15 protein-coding genes are annotated in these 19,091 nt (G+C 65.9%); 5 read left to right on the forward strand and 10 right to left on the reverse strand.

What is annotated here, in order from left to right:
- Positions 1-15: 15 nt before the first annotated feature.
- The gene (locus tag QNO08_RS09865) at positions 16-1,326 is read right to left on the reverse strand and encodes a GNAT family N-acetyltransferase (protein ID WP_229965685.1); all 1,311 of its coding nucleotides are present in this window, start codon (positions 1,324-1,326) and stop codon (positions 16-18) included.
- Between the two features lie 33 nt (positions 1,327-1,359).
- Entirely contained in the window at positions 1,360-3,993 is a 2,634-nt protein-coding gene (polA, locus tag QNO08_RS09870) for a DNA polymerase I (RefSeq protein WP_229965796.1), read from the reverse strand.
- 166 nt (positions 3,994-4,159) lie between these two features.
- Here polA and QNO08_RS09875 point away from each other — a divergent pair, with 166 nt between their 5' ends.
- A complete protein-coding gene (locus QNO08_RS09875) occupies positions 4,160-4,648 on the forward strand; it encodes a hotdog fold thioesterase (RefSeq protein ID WP_229965684.1) in 489 nt (162 codons plus the stop codon).
- Between the two features lie 93 nt (positions 4,649-4,741).
- On the opposite strand, the gene QNO08_RS09880 is transcribed toward QNO08_RS09875, so the two are convergent.
- Positions 4,742-5,287, reverse strand: a complete 546-nt coding sequence (locus QNO08_RS09880) for a dihydrofolate reductase family protein (RefSeq protein WP_229965683.1) — start codon at positions 5,285-5,287, stop codon at positions 4,742-4,744.
- Between the two features lie 211 nt (positions 5,288-5,498).
- Between QNO08_RS09880 and QNO08_RS09885 the strand changes: the two genes are divergently transcribed.
- Positions 5,499-6,578: an alkene reductase gene (locus QNO08_RS09885; RefSeq protein ID WP_269439162.1), complete on the forward strand. Its 1,080-nt coding sequence runs from the start codon at positions 5,499-5,501 to the stop codon at positions 6,576-6,578.
- A 156-nt stretch (positions 6,579-6,734) separates the two neighbouring features.
- On the opposite strand, the gene QNO08_RS09890 is transcribed toward QNO08_RS09885, so the two are convergent.
- The 4 genes from QNO08_RS09890 to QNO08_RS09905 all read right to left on the reverse strand — a co-directional run bounded on the left by QNO08_RS09890 (position 6,735) and on the right by QNO08_RS09905 (position 10,982).
- Positions 6,735-6,977, reverse strand: coding sequence for a hypothetical protein (locus tag QNO08_RS09890; protein ID WP_231712535.1), 243 nt, complete (start codon positions 6,975-6,977; stop codon positions 6,735-6,737).
- Entirely contained in the window at positions 6,974-8,197 is a 1,224-nt protein-coding gene (locus tag QNO08_RS09895; protein ID WP_284015811.1) for an inorganic phosphate transporter, read from the reverse strand. The genes QNO08_RS09890 and QNO08_RS09895 overlap by 4 nt, the downstream gene beginning before the upstream one ends.
- Before the next feature lie 307 nt (positions 8,198-8,504).
- Entirely contained in the window at positions 8,505-10,517 is a 2,013-nt protein-coding gene (locus QNO08_RS09900) for an MFS transporter (protein ID WP_284155585.1), read from the reverse strand.
- Between the two features lie 54 nt (positions 10,518-10,571).
- A complete protein-coding gene (locus QNO08_RS09905; RefSeq protein ID WP_229965680.1) occupies positions 10,572-10,982 on the reverse strand; it encodes an Hsp20/alpha crystallin family protein in 411 nt (136 codons plus the stop codon).
- Positions 10,983-11,348: 366 nt separating this feature from the next.
- On the opposite strand from QNO08_RS09905, the gene gad reads away from it, so the two are divergent.
- The 3 genes from gad to glsA are packed head-to-tail and all read left to right on the forward strand — an operon-like array spanning position 11,349 to position 15,451.
- Positions 11,349-12,749, forward strand: coding sequence for a glutamate decarboxylase (gene gad, locus QNO08_RS09910; protein WP_442860492.1), 1,401 nt, complete (start codon positions 11,349-11,351; stop codon positions 12,747-12,749).
- A gap of 18 nt (positions 12,750-12,767) precedes the next feature.
- On the forward strand, positions 12,768-14,504 hold the full coding sequence (gene gadC / locus QNO08_RS09915; protein ID WP_229965678.1) for a glutamine/gamma-aminobutyrate antiporter GadC: 1,737 nt from the start codon (positions 12,768-12,770) through the stop codon (positions 14,502-14,504).
- On the forward strand, positions 14,501-15,451 hold the full coding sequence (gene glsA / locus QNO08_RS09920) for a glutaminase A (protein WP_229965677.1): 951 nt from the start codon (positions 14,501-14,503) through the stop codon (positions 15,449-15,451). Before gadC ends, glsA begins: the two co-directional genes overlap by 4 nt.
- 21 nt (positions 15,452-15,472) lie before the next feature.
- Here glsA and QNO08_RS09925 read toward each other — a convergent pair whose 3' ends face one another.
- The 3 genes from QNO08_RS09925 to QNO08_RS09935 are packed head-to-tail and all read right to left on the reverse strand — an operon-like array spanning position 15,473 to position 19,072.
- The gene (locus QNO08_RS09925; RefSeq protein ID WP_229965676.1) at positions 15,473-16,237 is read right to left on the reverse strand and encodes an IclR family transcriptional regulator domain-containing protein; all 765 of its coding nucleotides are present in this window, start codon (positions 16,235-16,237) and stop codon (positions 15,473-15,475) included.
- Between the two features lie 20 nt (positions 16,238-16,257).
- Complete coding sequence (locus tag QNO08_RS09930) at positions 16,258-18,162, reverse strand: bifunctional sugar phosphate isomerase/epimerase/4-hydroxyphenylpyruvate dioxygenase family protein (protein WP_229965675.1); 1,905 nt, start codon at positions 18,160-18,162, stop codon at positions 16,258-16,260.
- A gap of 13 nt (positions 18,163-18,175) precedes the next feature.
- Positions 18,176-19,072: a shikimate dehydrogenase gene (locus QNO08_RS09935; RefSeq protein ID WP_229965674.1), complete on the reverse strand. Its 897-nt coding sequence runs from the start codon at positions 19,070-19,072 to the stop codon at positions 18,176-18,178.
- Positions 19,073-19,091 lie beyond the last annotated feature (19 nt).

The following is a 19,091-nucleotide window of genomic DNA, read 5'->3' on the forward strand; positions in this document are numbered from 1 at the left end:
TAATCCGGAGCCCGGTCAGAAATGGGTACTGCAGTAGGGTGCGGCACCCGCAGAGAACAGGGCGTCAAGGATCTCCAACGCGTCCCGGCTGCCGCGTATTCCCCCCGCAGCCGCCAGTGTCCGCGCGCTTACACCGCCCAGATACAGGGATCCCAGGGCGTCGACGTCGATTTCCACGGCCGCAGTGCCCGACGGCGCCGGCCCTCCGTCCAGTGCAGCGGCGGTCCCCGTTCCGCCGTCGGCCTGCAGATGCCAGCTGCCGCCGGCCAGGCCCAGCGAATCCTTTACGGCGAGGACGATGGCACCGCTGCCCGAGTAATGGCGCGCTTCCAGGGCAGCCTGGGTGTTTAGGATCCGCAGCCACAGGACGTCATCAACGCCGGCGACCCGGTACCGGCGGCGGTCAGCGAGCATCCAGGGCAGCGGATCGGCCACCGGCGCATGGTTGAAGGTCAGGCGGTCCACCAGATCGAGGGAGCCGAGGTAGCGCCACAGTTCGCGGTATGCCTCGTCCGTCGCGGCAATCAGGTCGGTGACCTTCACCGTGTGCGGTTCGGTCCCCCAGCCCTGGGACTTGTACGCGGCGTAGCCGTCGGGAACGCCGTCGGTGTTGTAACGGATGACCCCGCGCAGGGCCTTGTCCGGTTCGGAGCCTTCCTCGCTCCAGGTGCCGGAGGCCCGCATCCAGTAGCCGTGCTGGCGGCCCAGGGCCCCAAGGGTGCCTGCAAGATGGGCCCGGTAGATTTCCGGTGCCAGGACCTTCAGCTTGGCACTGTCCGCCACTGCGACGCTGCCGCTGGGCGGTGCCGTGAACTCCAGGCCGCCCCGGGTGTCGACCTTGGTTTCCGCCGTGGAGGTGGCAGCGCCAAAACCGAAGCGGCCGTAGATGGTTGCCTCCGACGCCGTCAGCGCCGCCAGCGCCAACCCGGCTTTCCGGGCACCGGTGAGGTCGGCGGTGATCATCCGGCGCAGGATGCCGCGGCGCCGGTGCGTGGGGCGCACCGTCACCGCGGTGACCAGGTGGGCCGGAACCAGCCGCCCGCCGCCCACGTTCAGGGTGTTGACCATGGTGGCGTAGGTGGCCACCGGAACGGCCGGATCCCAGGCGGCTTCGGGCGCCAGGTCGTCATAGACAGCCGTGAGCGTGCGGCCGTCCCGCTGATAGGCGTCCACCAGCGCCGGCAGGCGCGCCGGATCGGCGCGCTGCTCGTGGAACCCGAGCTTGACGGCGTCGAGCCAGTTGGCGGTCCGGGCATCGACGGCGGGATCGGCGCCGTCGTATCCCGGCGCGAACGATGCGGACCGCAGGCCGGCTTCCTGCTGCATGTTTCCCCCTGTTTCGCGCGGCTGAATACTCGCTTAGTGGCCGGCCTCGTGCCAGCTGACGCCGATGCCGACCGAGACGTCCAGGGGAACCGACAGGTCAGCGGCGGAGGCCATCTGTTCGCGCACCAGCTTTTCCACCGCGTCCTGTTCCCCGGAGGCGACTTCGAGCACCAGTTCATCATGGACCTGCAGCAGCATGCGGGATTTCAGGCCCTGCGCCTTCAGCTCGGCGTCCACGCCCAGCATCGCCTTTTTGATGATGTCGGCGGCGGAACCCTGGATCGGAGCGTTCAGGGCCGCGCGCTCGGCCATTTCGCGCAGCTGCCGGTTGTCGCTGGAGAGGTCCGGCAGGTAGCGGCGGCGGCCTTCGATGGTGGAGGTGAAACCGTCCTTGCGGGCCTGCTCGACGACGCCGCGCAGGTAGTCGCGCACCGCACCGAACCGGTCGAAGTAGTCGCGCATCAGGGTGCGGGCCTCGTCCACCGGAATGGCCAGCTGCTTGGACAGGCCGAAGGAGCTCAGGCCATAGACCAGGCCGTAGGACATGGCCTTGACCTTGGACCGCATGGCACTGGTGACGTCCTCTGGCGGAACACCGAAGATGTGCGCGCCGACGAACCGGTGCAGGTCCTCGCCCGCCCGGAACGCGGAGATGAGGCCTTCGTCGCCGGAGAGGTGCGCCATGATGCGCATTTCCACCTGGGAGTAGTCGGCCGTCAGCAGGGTTTCGTAGCCCTCGCCCACGGTGAACACTTCCCGGATGCGCCGGCCCTCTTCGGAACGGATCGGGATGTTCTGCAGGTTGGGGTTCGTGGAGGACAACCGGCCGGTGGCCGCGGCCGTCTGGACGTAGGTGGTGTGCACGCGGCCGTCGTCGGACACTGCTTTGCGCAGGCCCTCCACGGTCTGCCGCAGCTTGGTGGCGTCACGGTAGGCCATCAGGTGGGCGAGGAAGGGATGTCCCCCGGTCTTGACGATCAGGTCTGCGAGCGCGTCTGCGTCGGTGGAGTAGCCGGTCTTGATTTTCTTGGTCTTGGGCAGGCCCAGTTCGTCAAAGAGGACCACCTGCAGCTGCTTGGGCGAGCCGAGGTTGATTTCCTTGCCGATGATGCTGAAGGCTTCGCTGCTGGCATTGGCGATGGTGGTGCTGAAGTCGTCAAGCAGCCGGTCCAGCTTGTTGGTGTCCACCGCGATGCCGGCCAGTTCCATTTCGGCCAGGACCTCGGACAGCGGCAGCTCGAGGCCGCCCAGGAGCTGGTTGGCGCCTCGCTCGACCAGCTGCCCGGCAAAGTGGTCGCTGAGCTGCAGGGCGGCGAAGGCCTCCAGCACCGCGGGCGAGGCAACGTCTTCTTCCTCGAGCTGGAGCTGCAGCTGGTTGCTGGCTGCGGCTGCGGGTGCCAGCGACATCCGCAGGTGGTGCTGGCTCAGGTCCGGGAGGTCGTAGCTGCGCCGGTCCGGCTGGATCAGGTAGCCCGACACAGCGGTGTCGTCCACCTCGCCGGCCAGGTGCAGGCCGCGTGCGGCGAGCGCCTTGTACGCCTCCTTGAAGTCATGCACCACCTTCGGGGCATCCAGGTCCGCCAGCCACCCGGCGAGCACCTGCTCCGTTTCGGCGTCGATCTCGGTCAGCGGCACATACGCGGCAACGGTGTTGGTCACCAGGGCCAGCCCGACGACGTCGCGCCCCGCCGCTGCGCCCTCGGTGACCAGCTGCACGGCGGTCTTGGCCTGGTTGGTGGAGGCGATCCAGTCCTTCAGCGCTGCCGCCTCGGTGATGACGACATGTTCCGGCGGCGTCAGCTCGTTGCCGGTGGAGGCCGTCTCCTCCTCGCCGTAAACATCGAACAGCCGTTTGCGGAGCGCGTTGAACTGCAGGGCGTCGAAGAGTTCCTCGATGGCTTCGCGGTCCGGACGGCGCGCTGACATGGCGTCCAGGTCCACCGGCAGGTCCAGGTCCCGCAGCAGGCGGTTCAGGCGGCGGTTGCGCTTGACGTCCTCGATGTTGGCGCGCAGCGAGTCGCCGACCTTGCCCTTGATGCTGTCCAGGTTCTCCAGGATGCCCTCGAGGCCGCCGTACTGCTTGATCCACTTGGCGGCGGTCTTGGGTCCGACGCCCGGGACGCCGGGAAGGTTGTCGGCTGTTTCTCCGACCAGGGCGGCCAGGTCCGAATACTTGTCCGGCGGCACGAGGTATTTCGCTTCGACCGCCGCTGCGTCCATGCGCGGCAGGTCGGAGACACCCTTCTTGGGGTAGAAGACGGTGACCCGGTCATCAACAAGCTGGAAGGCGTCCCGGTCTCCGGAGACGATCATGACGTCCCAGTTCCGGGCTGAGGCCTTCTCGGCCAGCGTCGCCAGGATGTCGTCGGCCTCGTAACCGTCCAGGGAGAGCGTGGGGATGCGCATGGCTTCCATCACCTTGATGATGAGGTCGATCTGCCCGTGGAATTCCTCGGGGGTCTTGTTGCGCCCTCCCTTGTACTCCGTGTACTCCTCGGACCGGAAAGTGGGGGTGTCAAGGTCGAAGGCAACCGCTAGATGGGTTGGCTTCTCCTCCTTGATGAGGTTGATCAGCATGGAGGTGAATCCGTACACGGCGTTGGTGTGCTGGCCGGTGTCCGTGGAGAAGTTTTCGGCCGGAAGGGCGTAGAAGGCGCGGAACGCCATTGAATGGCCGTCGATGACCAGCAGCCGGTTGTGTCCTCCCGCCGTAGCGGTTCCGAGACCTTCGGGCGCCGGCTCCACGGCCCCCTCGAGTACGGTTTCGGCAGGGATTTCTGCTTGAATATCGGCCAGTTTGGTAGATTCACTCACAGATGTAAGCCTAGTTGGCATGAGCGACAATTTCACGCCGGGCAACGGCGCCCAGTCCGAGACCACTGCGGACTACACCGACGAATTGAATGCTGCGGGGATCCCGCCGGAGATGCACAGCTGGCTGAGCTCCCACGGCGTCGGCCGCTTGGTGGTGAAGCTGGGCATCCGTTTCACCGAAATGTCCGCGGAACGCATTGTGGCGACGATGCCGGTGGAGGGCAACGAGCAGGTAGCCGGCATCCTTCACGGCGGAGCCCATCTGGTGCTGGCCGAAACGCTGGGCTCCTTTGGTGCCGCCATCCATGCCGGACCGTCCCGGCAGGCCCTCGGAATTGAGATCGGCGCGACCCACCATCGTTCCATTGCCTCCGGCACAGTGACGGGAACTGCCACGGCCATCCACCGCGGGCAGACCCTGGTGACGCATGAGATTGTCATGACCGATGAGCAGGGACGCCGGCTGAGCACGGCCCGGATGACCAACATGATCCGCGACGTCCGCTGACTTCCTGCCGGGGCGGCTGACTGCGGCTGAGGCTCCAGCGTTCTACAGCTGAGGGTGAAGTCACCGCCAGCCCAAGTCCCCCGGCATCCCAAGTCACCGCCGGCCGAAGTCATAGTGCAGCTGCATCAGGCCCTGCCCCAGGGCATGGGATGCCACAAGAGCCGCCGGTTCCGTGGCTTTCGTTACCGGCATCAGCGGCCGCCCGCTGCCCAGGGCGACAGGAATCACGGTGAGGACCATTTCGTCCACCAGCCCCTGATCCATGAGTTGGCCGGCAAGATTCCCTCCGCCGACCACCCAGATGTCCCTGTCACCGGCGTCGTCAACAATATCCGGGTGGAATTCGGCGACGTCGCCGCGCACAAAGGTAATGTCGGCACCGGCAATACCGGGAAATTCGTGGTGGGTGAAGACCCATGTCGGAGTGCGGCCGAACGCCCACGATTCAGGACCGGCTGCTTGGAAGGAACCATAGGTGCCAGCACCCATCACCAGCGCCCCAACACGGTCGAGGAATTCCCGAAAGTGCGTGTCCTGGCCTTCGGCACCGGAGAAGTCACGGTGCCATTCCTGCGAGTTGTCCGCGTCGGCAATATAACCGTCCATCGACGCTGCAACATAGTAGACAGTCCTGACCATGCCGCTCATGCTAGCCCGGCAGTGCGGGAAAAACACCGGCAGTCCCACCCGGCACCCGGTAATGCCCAAGATCCGCCCCGGCGCCCCCGCCCTCCCAGCGCCTGCGGAATACTCAGGACGTTCACCCGGTTGGGCCAAGTGGATGCATGAACGCCTGCGTCCGGTGCCGGCAGGAACGCACCGGACGCGCTCTACAGAAAGAACTTCCTCCTTGAACCTCTTTTCCCCGCTCACTGTTGGCTGCCTTGAACTGCCCAACCGCCTGATCATGGCACCGCTGACCCGGACACGGAGCGGCCGCCACGGCGTCCCGACCGCGCTGATGGCGGAACACTACAGCCAGCGCGCCTCGATGGGCCTGATCGTCAGCGAGGGCACCTACACGTCCTACGAAGGACAGGGATTCACTTGGCAGCCCGGGCTGGTCACTGAAGAGCAGATCGCCGGCTGGAAGAACGTCACCGACGCGGTCCACGCTGCCGGCGGCCGAATCGTCGCCCAGGTGATGCATGCCGGCCGGGTGACCCATCAGGGCATCAACGGCGGCCGCAGGGTCGTGGCCCCCAGCGCCATTGCGATCGACGGCCTGACCCACACCTACGAGGGCAAGCAGGCCTACCCGGTCCCGCACGCGCTCACCACGGCTGAACTGCCGGACATCATCGCCGAATTCGTCGCCGCGTCCCGTGCGGCGATCACGGCAGGGTTCGACGGCGTTGAACTGCACAGTGCCAACGGTTACCTGCTGCACGAGTTCCTCTCCCCGGACTCCAACCAGCGCACCGATGGTTACGGCGGCTCACCCGAGAACCGGGCGCGCTTCGTGATCGAGGCGTACCGCGCAGTGGCCGACGCCATCGGCGCTGACCGGACCGGCATCCGCATCTCCCCGGAGAACAACATCCAGGGCGTACTGGAAACCAATCCGGCCGACGTTCTGGCGACATACACCGCCCTCCTGGCCGGAATCGCACCGCTGAAGCCGGCGTTCCTCAGCATCCTGCACCGGGACCCGTCAGACATCCTTGTGCAGGAGCTGCGCAGCCAGTTCGGCGGCCCGGTGCTGCTGAACTCGGGCTTCGGTGTCATCACCACGCGTGAGGAAGCCCTTTCGATCATGGAAGACAACCTGGGCGACGGCGTCGTCGTCGGCCGCCCCGTAATTGCCAATCCGGACCTGGTGCGCCGCTGGGAGGAAGACCTGCCGCTGAACACCCCGGATCCTTCCACCTTCTACTCGCACGGTGCCGCCGGCTACACGGACTACGCGGAGTACGCCGAAGCTTCGTAGCACGCGCCGCTTGCCGCCGGCATTCCGGGCCGGCGACAGGCACGCAAAAGCCCGACGACGGCGGCCGTTACTGGCCGCTTGTCGCCGGGCTTTTGGATGTCCTGCGGGATGGGCAGGACTGGATTCAGCTCTGCAGATTCAACTGTGGAGCGAGATTCAACCGTGGAGCGCGGGCACAATCAGGTAGATGCCGAACAGCACCGCTGCTGCGCACACCGTGAAGCAGGCGTAGGCGCCGACTTTGACCAGCATCAGCCGGTCGGTGGCTTCCGGACCCGGGTTGCGGTCGGAGGCAACCGCGTAGAGCCGGACGCCGGTGGAATACAGCCCGACGACGACGAGCGTGGCCAGCAGCGTAATGCCGGCGACGATGAGGTAAGCAACCCAGTTGATGCTCATTTTGACGTTTCCTTGACCTTGGTGCGGGCAGATGCAATGCCCTGGGACCGGGCCTTGCGCTTGTTGATGCGGACGGCGCCGCCGGCATTGTCGATGTCGCTCACGGCGTTGTCGTGACCGACCCGGTTCTGGCGGGACCGGTAGTAGATGAAGAGCATGACCGCCAGGCCGAGGACTCCGTCAATGGCCACGCCGACCGGCCCGGTGCTGGCGAGCAGGGCCGCCGCGGCGCCCATGATGCCCGCAGCGGGAAGGGTCAGGAACCAGCCGCCGGCGATCCGGCGTGCCGTGCTCCAGCGGACCTCAGCGCCCTTGCGGCCCAAACCGGAACCGATTACCGAACCCGAGGCAACCTGCGTTGTCGACAGGGCCATGCCGAGGTGCGTCGAGGTCAGGATGGCTGCGGCCGTACTGGTCTCGGCCGCGAATCCCTGGGCCGGCTTGACGTCCGTCAGGCCGGTGCCCATGGTCCGGATGATGCGCCAGCCGCCGGCGTACGTGCCGGCAGCGATCGCGACGGCGCAGGCTGCAACAACCCAGAACACCGGCCCGGAGCCCACGGTCTGGAAGCCGCCGGAGATCAGCACCAGGGTGATGACGCCCATGGTCTTCTGCGCATCGTTGGTGCCGTGAGCCAGCGCCACCAGGGAGGATGAGAAGATCTGCGCGTAACGGAACCCGCCGCGCTTGCGGGGCAGCTTGTCGCCGGAGTCCGCATCGTGCCGCCGGGTGATGGCATACGCCAGCTTGGTCGCCAGCAATGCCACGGTCAGCGCGATGGCCGGCGCAATGAAGGCCGGCAGGATGACCTTGGACATCAGCACCGAGTAGTCCACGGAACCGAAACCGGCGCCGACAATGGCGGCTCCGATCAGGCCGCCGAACAGTGCGTGCGAGGAGCTGCTGGGCAGCCCGAGAAGCCAGGTAATCAGGTTCCAGATAACGGCACCGAGCAGGCCGGCGAAGATCATCACCGGCGTGATCTGGATGCCGCCTTCGCCCTCCCGGATGATTCCGCCGGAAATGGTCTTTGCGACTTCGGTGGACAGGAAAGCGCCCACCAGGTTCAGGACTGCTGCCAGAGCAACAGCCGTCTTCGGCTTGATCGCACCTGTGGCAATGGGGGTTGCCATTGCGTTGGCTGTGTCGTGAAAGCCGTTGGTGAAGTCGAAGAATAATGCGAGCGCGATCACCAGCGCCACCATGAGGGTGAGATCCACCACGTACCCTAACTAAAAGACAAAAGGAAAAAGGAGTTCCGTCCGCACAGGGCAGCTGCCTCCGCGGCTTCAAGCCGGCAGACGGCAGCGCAGCAAGTGTGCTTCCGGTTCATCGGAAATGTTGAACAGTTGTACAAAGGGAGCGCCAAACCAGCGGGATGAGGGATCCGGGGATCAACCGCCGGAAAGCGCACCCATTTCGCGCCAGATTGATCCTATGTGCTGAACCATTCAGGCACCAAAGGCAGGAGTGTGCGCTTGGTCTCGGTCGATCCGCTGATGCGTTGATCCCCGGAGGGGCAGATCCTCAGATGCGCAGGCCCGTGGGGGGCGGCTTGCCGCCGAGTTCCACGTCTATCACGGTGTTGGGGGCGGGCAGGATGACGCGGCGGGTGTGGGTGGTGACGCCGTCGGGCTCCACGACCGTGAGGATGTAGGTCCCGGGGCGGGGCAGCGGAAGCTCATATCTGCCCTGGCGATCCGACCGCGCCGCACCGTGGTTTTCCCCGGCGGGCTGGACCAGGATCACCAGGGCGCCGGCAACCGCTCGCCGGCCGTGCCGCACCTGTCCCGTCAGCATAAGCCGCCCGGGAAAGCGGATGTCATGGCTGCCGGGTGCACCGGAAAACGTGACGGCCTCCGAAACCGGGCGCCATTGCTGCTGCGTTGCCACCAGCACGTAGCGGCCGTCTCCGGGGAGTACGACGGCGTAGCGTCCGCCGTCGTCGCCCCGGTCCCAGTCCACCGGCACTCCGCCCCTGTCCAGAACCGTGACCAGGCCCCCCGGGACGGGCGTGCGGCCGTCGTCGGCGAGCATGGTTCCGGTGATCATGATCTCGCCCTTCCTGTCCGCAGGGGCGGGCCGGGGCTCGCCTGGCGCCGCATGCAGCCGCGGATGCGTTGCTTCCCTGCGCCTGGAGCGGGGAATGAGGCAGGAAACGCCGGTGGCTGCCAGGGCCGCAAAGCCGGCCAGGACAAAGATGGTGCGGAAGGCATCCAGGCCGGGGAAGACCGCTCCCCCCACCTGGATGGTGAGGGACGCCAGGATGGAGGCAACGGCGGCGCTGCAGGTCGAGGTACCGACGGAGCGGAGCAGGGTGTTTACCCCGTTCGCCGCGGCAGTGTCGGTGAGCGGCACATTGCTCATGATGATGGTCGGCATGGCCGCCATCGCCATTGCCGTTCCCACTGAAACTATGACCGCGCCAAGAATGATGCCCGTGACCGAGTGCACCAGCAGCACCCGGGACAGGTACCCGGCGGCCATCACGGCGCAGCCGGCCACCAGCGTTACTTTCGCGCCGAAGGTATTGGTGAGGCGGGCGGACACCGGCGCTGCCGCCACCATGGCCAGGCCCGCGGGGATCATCGTCAGCCCGGCGACCAGTACGCTCAGCCCGAAGCCGAACCCGGTCTCCCGGGACAGCTGGAGCTGCTGGGTGGTGACGAGCATGTTGGCATACATCGAGAAGCCGACCAGGACGGCGGCGACGTTGGTCAGCAGCACGGGTGGCAGGGCCGAGGTGCGCAGGTCCACCAGCGGGTCCCCCTTGCGCAGTTCCAGGGGAAACCAGACTGCCAGGAGCACGGCGGCAGCAGCGAAAAGTCCCAGGATGGGATAACTCCCCCAACCCCAGACCCCGCCCTTGCTGATTGCCAGCAGCAGCGCCGTCATTGCTCCGGAGAGCACCAGGGCACCCTCATAGTCGAAGCGGCCGGGCGCGCGCACCCGGGATTCCGGGACGACCACAACGATGGCGGCGATCAGCGCGGCACCGATAACGCCGACGCCCCAGAAGGTGGCCCGCCAGCCCAGGCGTTCATAGATCAGTCCGGCCATGGGCAGCCCCAGTGCGCTGCCTATGCCGAAGCTGGCGCTCATCAGCGAGACTGCCCCGGCAATTTTTCGCTGCGGCAGCGCGTCGCGCAGGATGCTGATGCCCACCGGGATCACCGCTCCGGCAAAGCCCTGCAGTCCGCGGCCCACCAGGGCCCAGAAGAAGGTTCCGCCAATCGACGCGGCAAACGAACCCGCCACCATCATCACCATGGCGATCAGCAGCATCCGCCGCTTCCCGAACATGTCCGCCAGCCGCGAGACGATCGGGGTGGCCACAGCAGCGCTCAGCAGGGTGATCGTCACCATCCAGGAGACATCGTCGCTGCTGGCGCCGAAGATCCGCGGATACTCCGGCAGCAGCGGAACCACGGCGGTTTTCTCCAGGGAAACGACGACGCCGCCGCTCGCCAGGGTGGCTATGACCACCCAGTCCGGATATTGGCGGCGGCGCACAGCGCCGGAGCCGGTGCCCTCAGTCATGGGGCCGGCCTCAGTCATCCGTGCCCTCAATCCTCGACCATCGGTCTTCGGCCGTCAGCGCCGGGAGATCGGCACCTTCGTGGAGGAGGACCCCACCTCGGGCACCGGTACCCGGACTTCAAGGACGCCGTCGTTGTAGGAAGCTGTGACGTTGTCCTGGCTGGATCCCGCCGGCAGCGGAATGTCGCGGGTAAAGGAGCCGTAGCGGAACTCGCTGCGGTAGCCGTTCTTGTCCTTGTGTTCGGTGCCCTCGCGCCGCTCACCCTTGATGCGGAGGATGCCGTCGCTCACTGACACGTCCAGGTCCTTATCAGGGTCAATGTTGGGCAGCTCGGCCTTCACCACCATGAACCCTGCGTCCCGGTACTCCTCCACCGGGAACGCCGGCACATCCCAATCACCTTCAAAGAATTTGCGGACGGGTTCGGGCAGTTCGAACCGGTCACGCCGCGCAAGTCCAGCCATGGGGTATCTCCTCGCGGATTGGCCCGGCTCAGGTGCTCAGCGGCACTGCGGTGCCGGGCTTTGGGGCTCACATTTGTGGGTCACGCTGTGTTTCTCGGTCACGCTGTGTTTCTCGGTCACGCTCAGTTGATCGTTCACACAGTACGCGGAGACCGTCCCGGCCTCAACGGTTGGGGGCGCTCCGGCGGCCCGCGCTGCCGGAACCGGCATGGTTTTTGTCCCTGAGCCCGGTATGGCGCCCGGAGCCTAGTAACGCAGTTTTGCCGCCCGTATAGTTTTGGGTGCGCGCAGCCACATGAGGGACTCCCTGACCCCCGTTTCCAACGGCCCGGTGTCGGTTTTTGACACCGCCGATGAAAGGTCAAAATCATGCCGCAGCATCCAGACAGTAACTTCTCCAACACCGATTCCCTGAGTGTGAATCCGCTTTTCGCCCGACCGGGCGAGGAAACCGACGCACCCAAGACCAAGCTTGCCGCCGGATCGATGATCCCGGAAACGGCGTATCAAATTGTCCACGACGAAACAATGCTGGATGGAAATGCCCGCCTGAACCTGGCAACCTTCGTCACCACCTGGATGGACGACCACGCCAACAGGCTGTACGCCGAGACGTACGACAAGAACATGATCGACAAGGACGAGTACCCGCAGACCGCCCAGATCGAGCAAAACTGCTGGAAGATCCTCGCGGACCTGTGGCACGCTCCGGATCCCGAGGGAACGATCGGCACGTCGACGGTCGGCTCGTCGGAGGCCTGCATGCTCGGCGGCCTGGCGCTGAAACGGCTCTGGCAGAACGCCCGCAAGGCTGACGGCAAACCGACGGACAAACCCAATCTGGTCATGAGCTCGGCGGTCCAGGTCTGCTGGGAGAAGTTCTGCAACTATTTCGACGTCGAAGTGCGGCTCGTTCCCATCAGTGAAGAGCACAAGTGCTTGGACGGGTTCGAGTTGGAGAACTACGTGGACGAAAACACGATCGGCGTGGTGGCCATCATGGGCGTCACCTACACCGGCATGTACGAGCCGGTGAAACAGATCGCCGCGAAGCTCGACGAGATCCAGGCCTCCACCGGATTGGACATCAACATCCATGTTGACGCCGCCTCGGGCGGGATGATCGCTCCGTTCATCCAGCCGGAGCTGGAGTGGGACTTTTCGATAGACCGGGTGCACTCGATCAGCACGTCCGGGCACAAATACGGGCTGGTGTATCCCGGACTGGGGTGGGTGGTGTGGCGCGAGCGCCAATGGCTGCCGGAGGACCTGATTTTCTACGTGAGCTACCTTGGCGGCGACATGCCCACCTTCGCGTTGAACTTTTCGCGTCCCGGTGCGCAGGTTGTCCTGCAGTTTTACCTGTTCCTCCGGCTTGGCCGGGAAGGCTACGCGCAGGTCCAGCAGGCAAGCCAGAACGTGGCGCTGTACCTGTCCTCGGGCATTAACGACATCGGAGCCTTCAATCTTTGGAATGACGGCTCCGACATTCCGGTCTTCGCGTGGCAGCTCAAGGAGGGCCACACCGACAAATGGACCCTGTACGACTTGGCCGACCGGCTGCGTGCCAAGGGCTGGCTGGTGCCCGCCTACCCCATGCCCGCCAATCTGGAACACCTGACGGTGGAGCGGATCGTGGTCCGCAATGGCCTCAGCATGGATCTTGCCCACAGCCTTCTGGAGGACATCAGGACGGAAACCGAATACCTCGACCGGCTTGAGGCGCCAATGCCGCAGGAAGCCTCACATCCCGGCTTCCACCACTAATCCGAGGAGGTGAGTGGGATGAGTGATTCCACAGCATCAAACGGTTCTTCCGCAGCATCTGGTTCTTCCGCAGCAAACGGTTCAGCAACTCCACCAGGTCGATCCTCGAACGCCAAAGCGAAGCAGACCGCCAAGATCACCATCGGGGCCCTGGCCGTCATGAACATCGTGGCCGTGGTGAGCCTCCGCGGCCTGCCGGCCGAGGCCGAGTACGGACTCAGTTCCATTTTCTATTACGTGCTGGCCGCCGTGGTTTTCTTGATTCCCGTGTCCCTCGTTGCCGCGGAGCTGGCCACCGGCTGGCCGGAGCAGGGCGGCGTGTTCCGTTGGGTGGGTGAAGCGTTCGGCCCGCGCTGGGCCTTCGTTGCCATGTTCATGCTCTTCATCGAGGTCAGCATCTGGTTCCCGACGGTCCTTACCTTCGGGGCGGTGTCTCTGGCGTACACCGGGACCGACCAAAACCTGGACGCCCAGCTCTCGGGCAACAAGGCCTTTGTCCTGGCAGTGGTGCTGGTGGTCTACTGGCTGGCCACCTTCATTGCCTTCCGGGGCGCCGCCGCATTTTCCAAGGTTGCCCAGTGGGGCGGCATCATCGGCACCATCATTCCGGCCGCCGTCCTGATCGTGCTGGGGTTCTCCTACTACTTCGCCGGCAACACCCCGCAGATCCAGATGGGCTGGGGCGAACTCGTTCCGGACTTCTCCAACTTCTCCAACGTGGTGCTGGCCGCGAGCATCTTCCTGTTTTACGCCGGCATGGAAATGAACGCCATCCACGTCAAGGAAGTAAAGAATCCGACCCGCGATTATCCCATCGCAGTGCTGATCGCTGCCCTGGGAACGGTGGTGATCTTTGTCCTGGGCACCCTGGCCATTGCCTTTGTGGTGCCGCAGGCGGACATCAACCTCACCCAGTCCCTGCTGACGTCCTACAACGACATGTTCGAGTGGGCGGGCATCGGCTGGGCTGGCCCGATTATTGCGGCCATGCTGCTGATCGGGGTCCTCGCCGGCGTGGTGACCTGGGTGGCCGGTCCGTCCAGCGGTCTGCTGGCCGTGGCCAAGGCAGGCTATCTGCCCCGGTTCTGGCAGCGCACCAACAAGCACGGCATGGGAACGCACATCATGCTCTTCCAGGCCTTTGTGGTCACGGCTCTGGGACTGGTCTACGTGGTGCTGCCGTCAGTGCAGGCCGCCTACCAGATCCTGAGCCAGCTCACCGTCATCCTGTACCTGATCATGTACATGCTGATGTTCGGCGCCGCCATGTACCTGCGGTACACCCAGCCCAACCGGCCCCGGCCCTACCGGGTACCCGGCGGTGAAGCGGGCATGTGGGTGGTGGGCGGCCTTGGTTTCCTCGGTTCGCTGATGGCGTTTGTCTTCAGCTTCATTCCCCCGGACCAGATTTCCGTCGGGTCGCCCGTCCTGTACGTGGGCATCCTGGCGGGCGGAGCGGCCCTGTTCTTCATTCTGCCGCTGGTGATCTACGCCGTGCGCAAGCCGCATTGGCGGGATCCGAACAGCACCTTTGTGCCGTTTACCTGGCAGCTGGAGCACAGTCACCCCGGCGTCCAAACCCAGTCCTCGGTGGCGACTTCGGTCCTGACGGAGCAGGCGCTGGCCTCCGGCGCCATTCCGGAGACCGGTGCCCCCGCGGGAGAGACCGAGCCGCGGCCGGGAGCCGCCGCCGGAGACAAACCAAACCTTCGGCCCCGGCCGGGACCCGCCCTTGGAGGGAGCGGAGCACCATGATGCCGGAAAAGTCAGCCATCGCGTCCGCCGTCCGGACGGCCCATGCGGACCACGCCGGCGACACCGGCGGTGCCAACGCCAGTTACATTCCGTACCTGGCCTCGGTGGATCCCTCGCTGTTCGGCGTGTGCGTGGCAACGGCGGACGGCGACGTGTTCGAGGCGGGGGACGCCGGATTCGAGTTTGCCCTGGAATCGATTTCCAAGGTGTGCTCCATGGCTCTGGCCATGGAGCACACCGGGCTGCCCGAGTTCCATGACAAGGTGGGGGCGGATCCCACCGGTGAACCGTTCAACTCCGTTATTGCGTTAGCCCTGCATGGAGGCAAACCGCTCTCGCCGCTGGTTAACGCCGGTGCCATGTCCACAGTGTCGCTCATCCCGGCGGCCTCCGCAGATGAGCGGTGGCAGAAGATCCTGGCCATGCAAAGTGCCTTTGCCGGCCGGGACATCCTGCTCAGCGACGCCGTCAACGACTCCGAGCAGTCCACCAATTTCCACAACCGGGCGATCGCGTGGCTGCTCTACTCGAGCGGTTCCATGTACTCGGATCCAATGGAAGCGTGTGAGGTCTACACCCGGCAGTGCTCCACCTTGGTGACCACCAGGGACCTGGCCGTCATGGGCGCGACGGTAGCCGCCCGCGGACGCAACCCGGTCACGGGGAAGCAGGTGTTCGACCCGTCCCTGGTTCCGCCGATCCTGGCGGAAATGACCATGGAGGGCCTGTACACCTCTTCGGGAGACTGGGCCTATCGGGTAGGACTGCCGGGCAAGAGCGGCGTGGGCGGCGGCGTCCTGGCGATCATGCCCGGCACCCTCGCCATCGCGGCCTTCTCTCCGCCGCTGGACCCGGCGGGCAACAGCGTCCGGGCGCAGAAAGCGGTGGCCTCAGTGGCGGCGGCGCTGAAGCTGAACATTTACAACGCGACGGATTTTGCGCCATAGCGTGTTTCGCACAGCAGCTTCCTAGCGGATGCTGAGGTCGGCGGTGATCCGTTCCGCCGCCGCCTTCAGCCGGGGCACCACGCTCTCCTCCACCGACAGGTGCGGGTCCCGGTGCATCTGCAGGGACACGTTGGCGGCTGCCACGACGGTCCCGGCACGCGAGACGGGCACGGCGACGCCGCGCAGCCCGCCCTCGAGTTCGTCGGCGACCCGGGCCCAGCCGCGCCGGCCGGCCAGCTCCACTTCGGCCCGGAGTTCGTCCAGGGTCGACACTGAGTGCGGAGTGAAGGCCTGGAATTCCACGGCGTTCAGATGGGCTTCGCGTGCCTCGGGTTCCAGGGCGGCGATCAGCACCCGGCCCATGGACGTGGCCCAGGCAGGAAAGCGCGTCCCGACATGCACCGAAACATGCACCAGGCGCGGCGGCGCCACCCGGGCCACGTACACCACATGCATGCCGTCCAAAATGCACAGGGAGGTGGTTTCGCCCAGCTCGGCCGCCAGCGTCTTGAGGTGGGGTTCAGCCAGCGAGGGCAGCGAGAGAGTGGCCAGGAAAGCCGATCCAATGTCCAGGGACCGCGGAGCCAGCGCAAAGAGCGGCCCCTCGCAGCTGAGATACCCGAGATCGCACAGGGTCATCAGGAACCGGCGGGCCGAGGCCCGGCTCAGGTCGGCAGCCGCAGCCACCGCGCTCACGCTCAGCTGCGGATGTTCCGGGGTGAACGACTGCAGCACGGCAAGGGTTTTCTCCACCGACTTTACGTAGTATCCGTCTTCCGCCCCCATGCCGCCCATCTTATACGCTCCTATGCGCCGCCCCTGCGGGCTCGCTGGTACTGGGCGGCCAGGCGCACGGGGGCGTTGGGCGCGCCGTACCCGTCGTAGGAACGGCGGCGTTCCACCACCTCGAAGAACACGTTCCCAACAGTCGCCGTGTAGAAGTGCAGGAACTCGCCGTCGCCGTCGCGGTCGTACAGCAGGTTCAGGGACTGCAGGGTCCGCAGCAGGTCCGGGTCCAGCCGGAACCGGGCCCGCAGGTCCTCGTAGTAGTTGGCCGGAATGGGCAGGAACTTCAGCCCCCGCTGCCGGGCCATCCGGGCCAGGGACACCACATCGCTGCAGGCGAAGGCGACGTGCTGCGGATAGTCGGCGCCGCCGTCGGGCCCGCCGCCCTCCAGCGCCAGCGGGGCGATGTTCAGGGCCAGGCGAACCCTGCCGTCACTGCTGCACATCACCTGGCTGCGCACCAGTCCCATCGGGCTGGGCACCTCCTGCGACGCGCGGGGCACCAGGGAGAGCGTGGACTCGTAGAAGAGCACCGCTTCGTCGAAGTGCTGCCAGGGCTGGGAGAGGTTGATGTGGTCAACATGGGTGATCAGTCCGTCGGCAGCGGGTCCTGCGCCCCAGGCAGCCGACTCCCGCGCATCCTGCGGAACACCGAATTCCTCCGCCCAGGCGACGGTTCCGTCCGGGGTGCTCTCGCAGAGGAAAATCTCGGTGGAATCCGGCGCTGAAACTGCCTGGAGCACCGCTTCGTCGGCCTGGCTGCGCCGGCTGACCGGCACGGCCTTCAGCTGCACCGCCCGCGAGGCCGCCGCCAGCGGATCCTGCACATCAAGCCCCAGGGCGGAGATCCCCGGCGCCATGCCCTTGGCCTGCTGCTGGTTGATGATCACGCGTGCCGCTCCGGCACTCCACAGCTGGACCGGCTTGGTGCGGTGCCGCCCTTCGCAGCGGAAGCCCAGCTGGTGCAGCAGCTCTTCCACGGCGCCGGTATTCTCCGCTTTGACCTCGGCGAAGTTGAAGCCTGTCGGCTCGGCAACGGCGGGCAGCGTGGCGAGGTCCATGGGATAGCTGCGGGAGGCCGGGTTGTGCTCCGCCGCATCATGCTCCGCCAGATGGACTGACGTCCGTTCGCCCAGCCAAATGAGGGACCGCATGGCATCGACGGCGGTGCGCTGCTCGGCCGTCTGCCGGAACACGTCGTTGAAAATCTCCAGGGACACCGGACCGTCATAGCCGCTGCGGACCAGATGCGCCATGAAGCCGGTGAGGTCGAAGGCGCCTTCGCCGGGGAACACCCGGTAGTGGCGGCTCCAGGAGAGCACGTCCATGGACAGCTCCGGGGCGTCCGCCAGCTGAACGAAAAAGATCTTCTCAGCCGGGATCTTCTCGATGCCGGCGGGATCCCAGCGGCGGGAGAGAATGTGGAAGCTGTCCAGGCAGGTGCCGACATTGGGATGGTCGGCCAGGTCCACGATCCGCTGGGCGTGCTCGAAGTCGTTCACGAACCGGCCCCAGGCGAGCGCTTCGTAGGCGAGCCGGACGCCGTAGCGGGCCGCCAACTCCCCCATGCGGCGCAGCTGGGAGGCAGCGACGTCGTCGTCGTCCACAGTGGCCGTGGCGACATTGCTGCAGACCAGCATGGTGTCGATGCCCAGGCGGTTCATCAGCTCAAACTTGGCCTCGGCCCGGTACAGGTTGTCTTCGAGGAGGTCCTCGCTGACGCCTTCAAAGTCGCGGAACGGTTGGAACAGGTCCAGGCTCAGGCCCAGCCTGGCGGCCAGGTCGCGGATCTCCTCGGGACTGGCCGGCGAGACAATCAGGTCCTGTTCAAAAATCTCGATGCCGTCGAACCCCGCCTCCGCGCAGGCCCGCATCTTTTCTTCGAGCGTGCCGCTCAGGCACACCGTGGCAATGGATGTCCGCATGTTTGCCTCTCCCCTACAGTCCGCGCTCGATGAGATCCAGGAAATGGGTCCGCATCCGGTCCGCATCGGGGCGGATGCCGGTGATCAGCTCGAAGGCATCCACGGCCTGGCCCACCGCCATGTAACCGCCGTCGAGCACCGCGCAGCCCTTGGCCCGGGCGCCGAGAACCAGTTCAGTTTCGAGCGGCCGGTACACGACGTCGGCCACCCACTGCCGCGGCGCCAGCAGGTCCAGATCCAGCGGCAGCCCGGGGTGGGAGTGCATGCCCACCGGCGTGGCATGGACCAGCCCGTCAGCTTCGGCCAGGACCTCCGGGAGGTTGGAGCTCTCCGCGGCGGTTACGGTTTGATCGGGGAAAAGCCGGCCCAGCGCGGCGGCGCGTTCACTTGCCCGCCCGTAGTCCAGGTCGATCAGGGTCAGGTGAGTTGTCCCGGCCTTCAGCAGCGCATAGGCGACGGCGGCGCCGGCACCGCCGACTCCCAGCTGCACCACGCGGTCCAGGACCGCATCGGGCAGTCCCGAGGCCAGTGCCGTTGCGAAGCCGGAAAAGTCGGTGTTGTGGCCGACGAATTTGCCGTCCCGGATCAGGACGGTGTTCACGGCGCCAAGGCTCCGGGCGTCGTCGGACACCTCGTCGAGGTACTGCAGGACCAGCTGCTTGCAGGGGTGGGTGATATTAAAGGCGTTGAAGCCCAGGTCCCGGCCGCGGAGCAGCAGCTCCTGCAGTTGGACGCCCGGGTCGATCTCCGGGTTCGCCGGGTCCGGCGCCAGCGCGGAGAGGTCAACGGGCCGGTAAAGATAGCGCAGGCCCAGGTGGTCAGCCTCCTGCTCATGCATGGGCGGTGAGAGGGACGGAGTAACCCCTTCGCCGATGAGGCCGACCAAATAGGATTCCGAGGGGCTGCTCACAGGTTGCATCCTTCCGCGC

Source organism: Arthrobacter sp. zg-Y820, from assembly GCF_030142155.1.
GTDB lineage: Bacteria > Actinomycetota > Actinomycetes > Actinomycetales > Micrococcaceae > Arthrobacter_B.

Coding starts and splice junctions, on each gene's coding strand:
- QNO08_RS09890 (WP_231712535.1), bottom strand. CDS start 6,977: ATGAGCATCAACTGGGTTGCTTACCTCATCGTCGCCGGCATTACGCTG.
- QNO08_RS09875 (WP_229965684.1), top strand. CDS start 4,160: ATGAGCGACAATTTCACGCCGGGCAACGGCGCCCAGTCCGAGACCACT.
- QNO08_RS09865 (WP_229965685.1), bottom strand. CDS start 1,326: ATGCAGCAGGAAGCCGGCCTGCGGTCCGCATCGTTCGCGCCGGGATAC.
- gadC (WP_229965678.1), top strand. CDS start 12,768: ATGAGTGATTCCACAGCATCAAACGGTTCTTCCGCAGCATCTGGTTCT.
- QNO08_RS09880 (WP_229965683.1), bottom strand. CDS start 5,287: ATGGTCAGGACTGTCTACTATGTTGCAGCGTCGATGGACGGTTATATT.
- QNO08_RS09930 (WP_229965675.1), bottom strand. CDS start 18,162: ATGCGGACATCCATTGCCACGGTGTGCCTGAGCGGCACGCTCGAAGAA.
- polA (WP_229965796.1), bottom strand. CDS start 3,993: ATGGCGTTCCGCGCCTTCTACGCCCTTCCGGCCGAAAACTTCTCCACG.
- QNO08_RS09905 (WP_229965680.1), bottom strand. CDS start 10,982: ATGGCTGGACTTGCGCGGCGTGACCGGTTCGAACTGCCCGAACCCGTC.
- glsA (WP_229965677.1), top strand. CDS start 14,501: ATGATGCCGGAAAAGTCAGCCATCGCGTCCGCCGTCCGGACGGCCCAT.
- QNO08_RS09900 (WP_284155585.1), bottom strand. CDS start 10,517: ATGACTGAGGGCACCGGCTCCGGCGCTGTGCGCCGCCGCCAATATCCG.
- QNO08_RS09925 (WP_229965676.1), bottom strand. CDS start 16,237: ATGGGGGCGGAAGACGGATACTACGTAAAGTCGGTGGAGAAAACCCTT.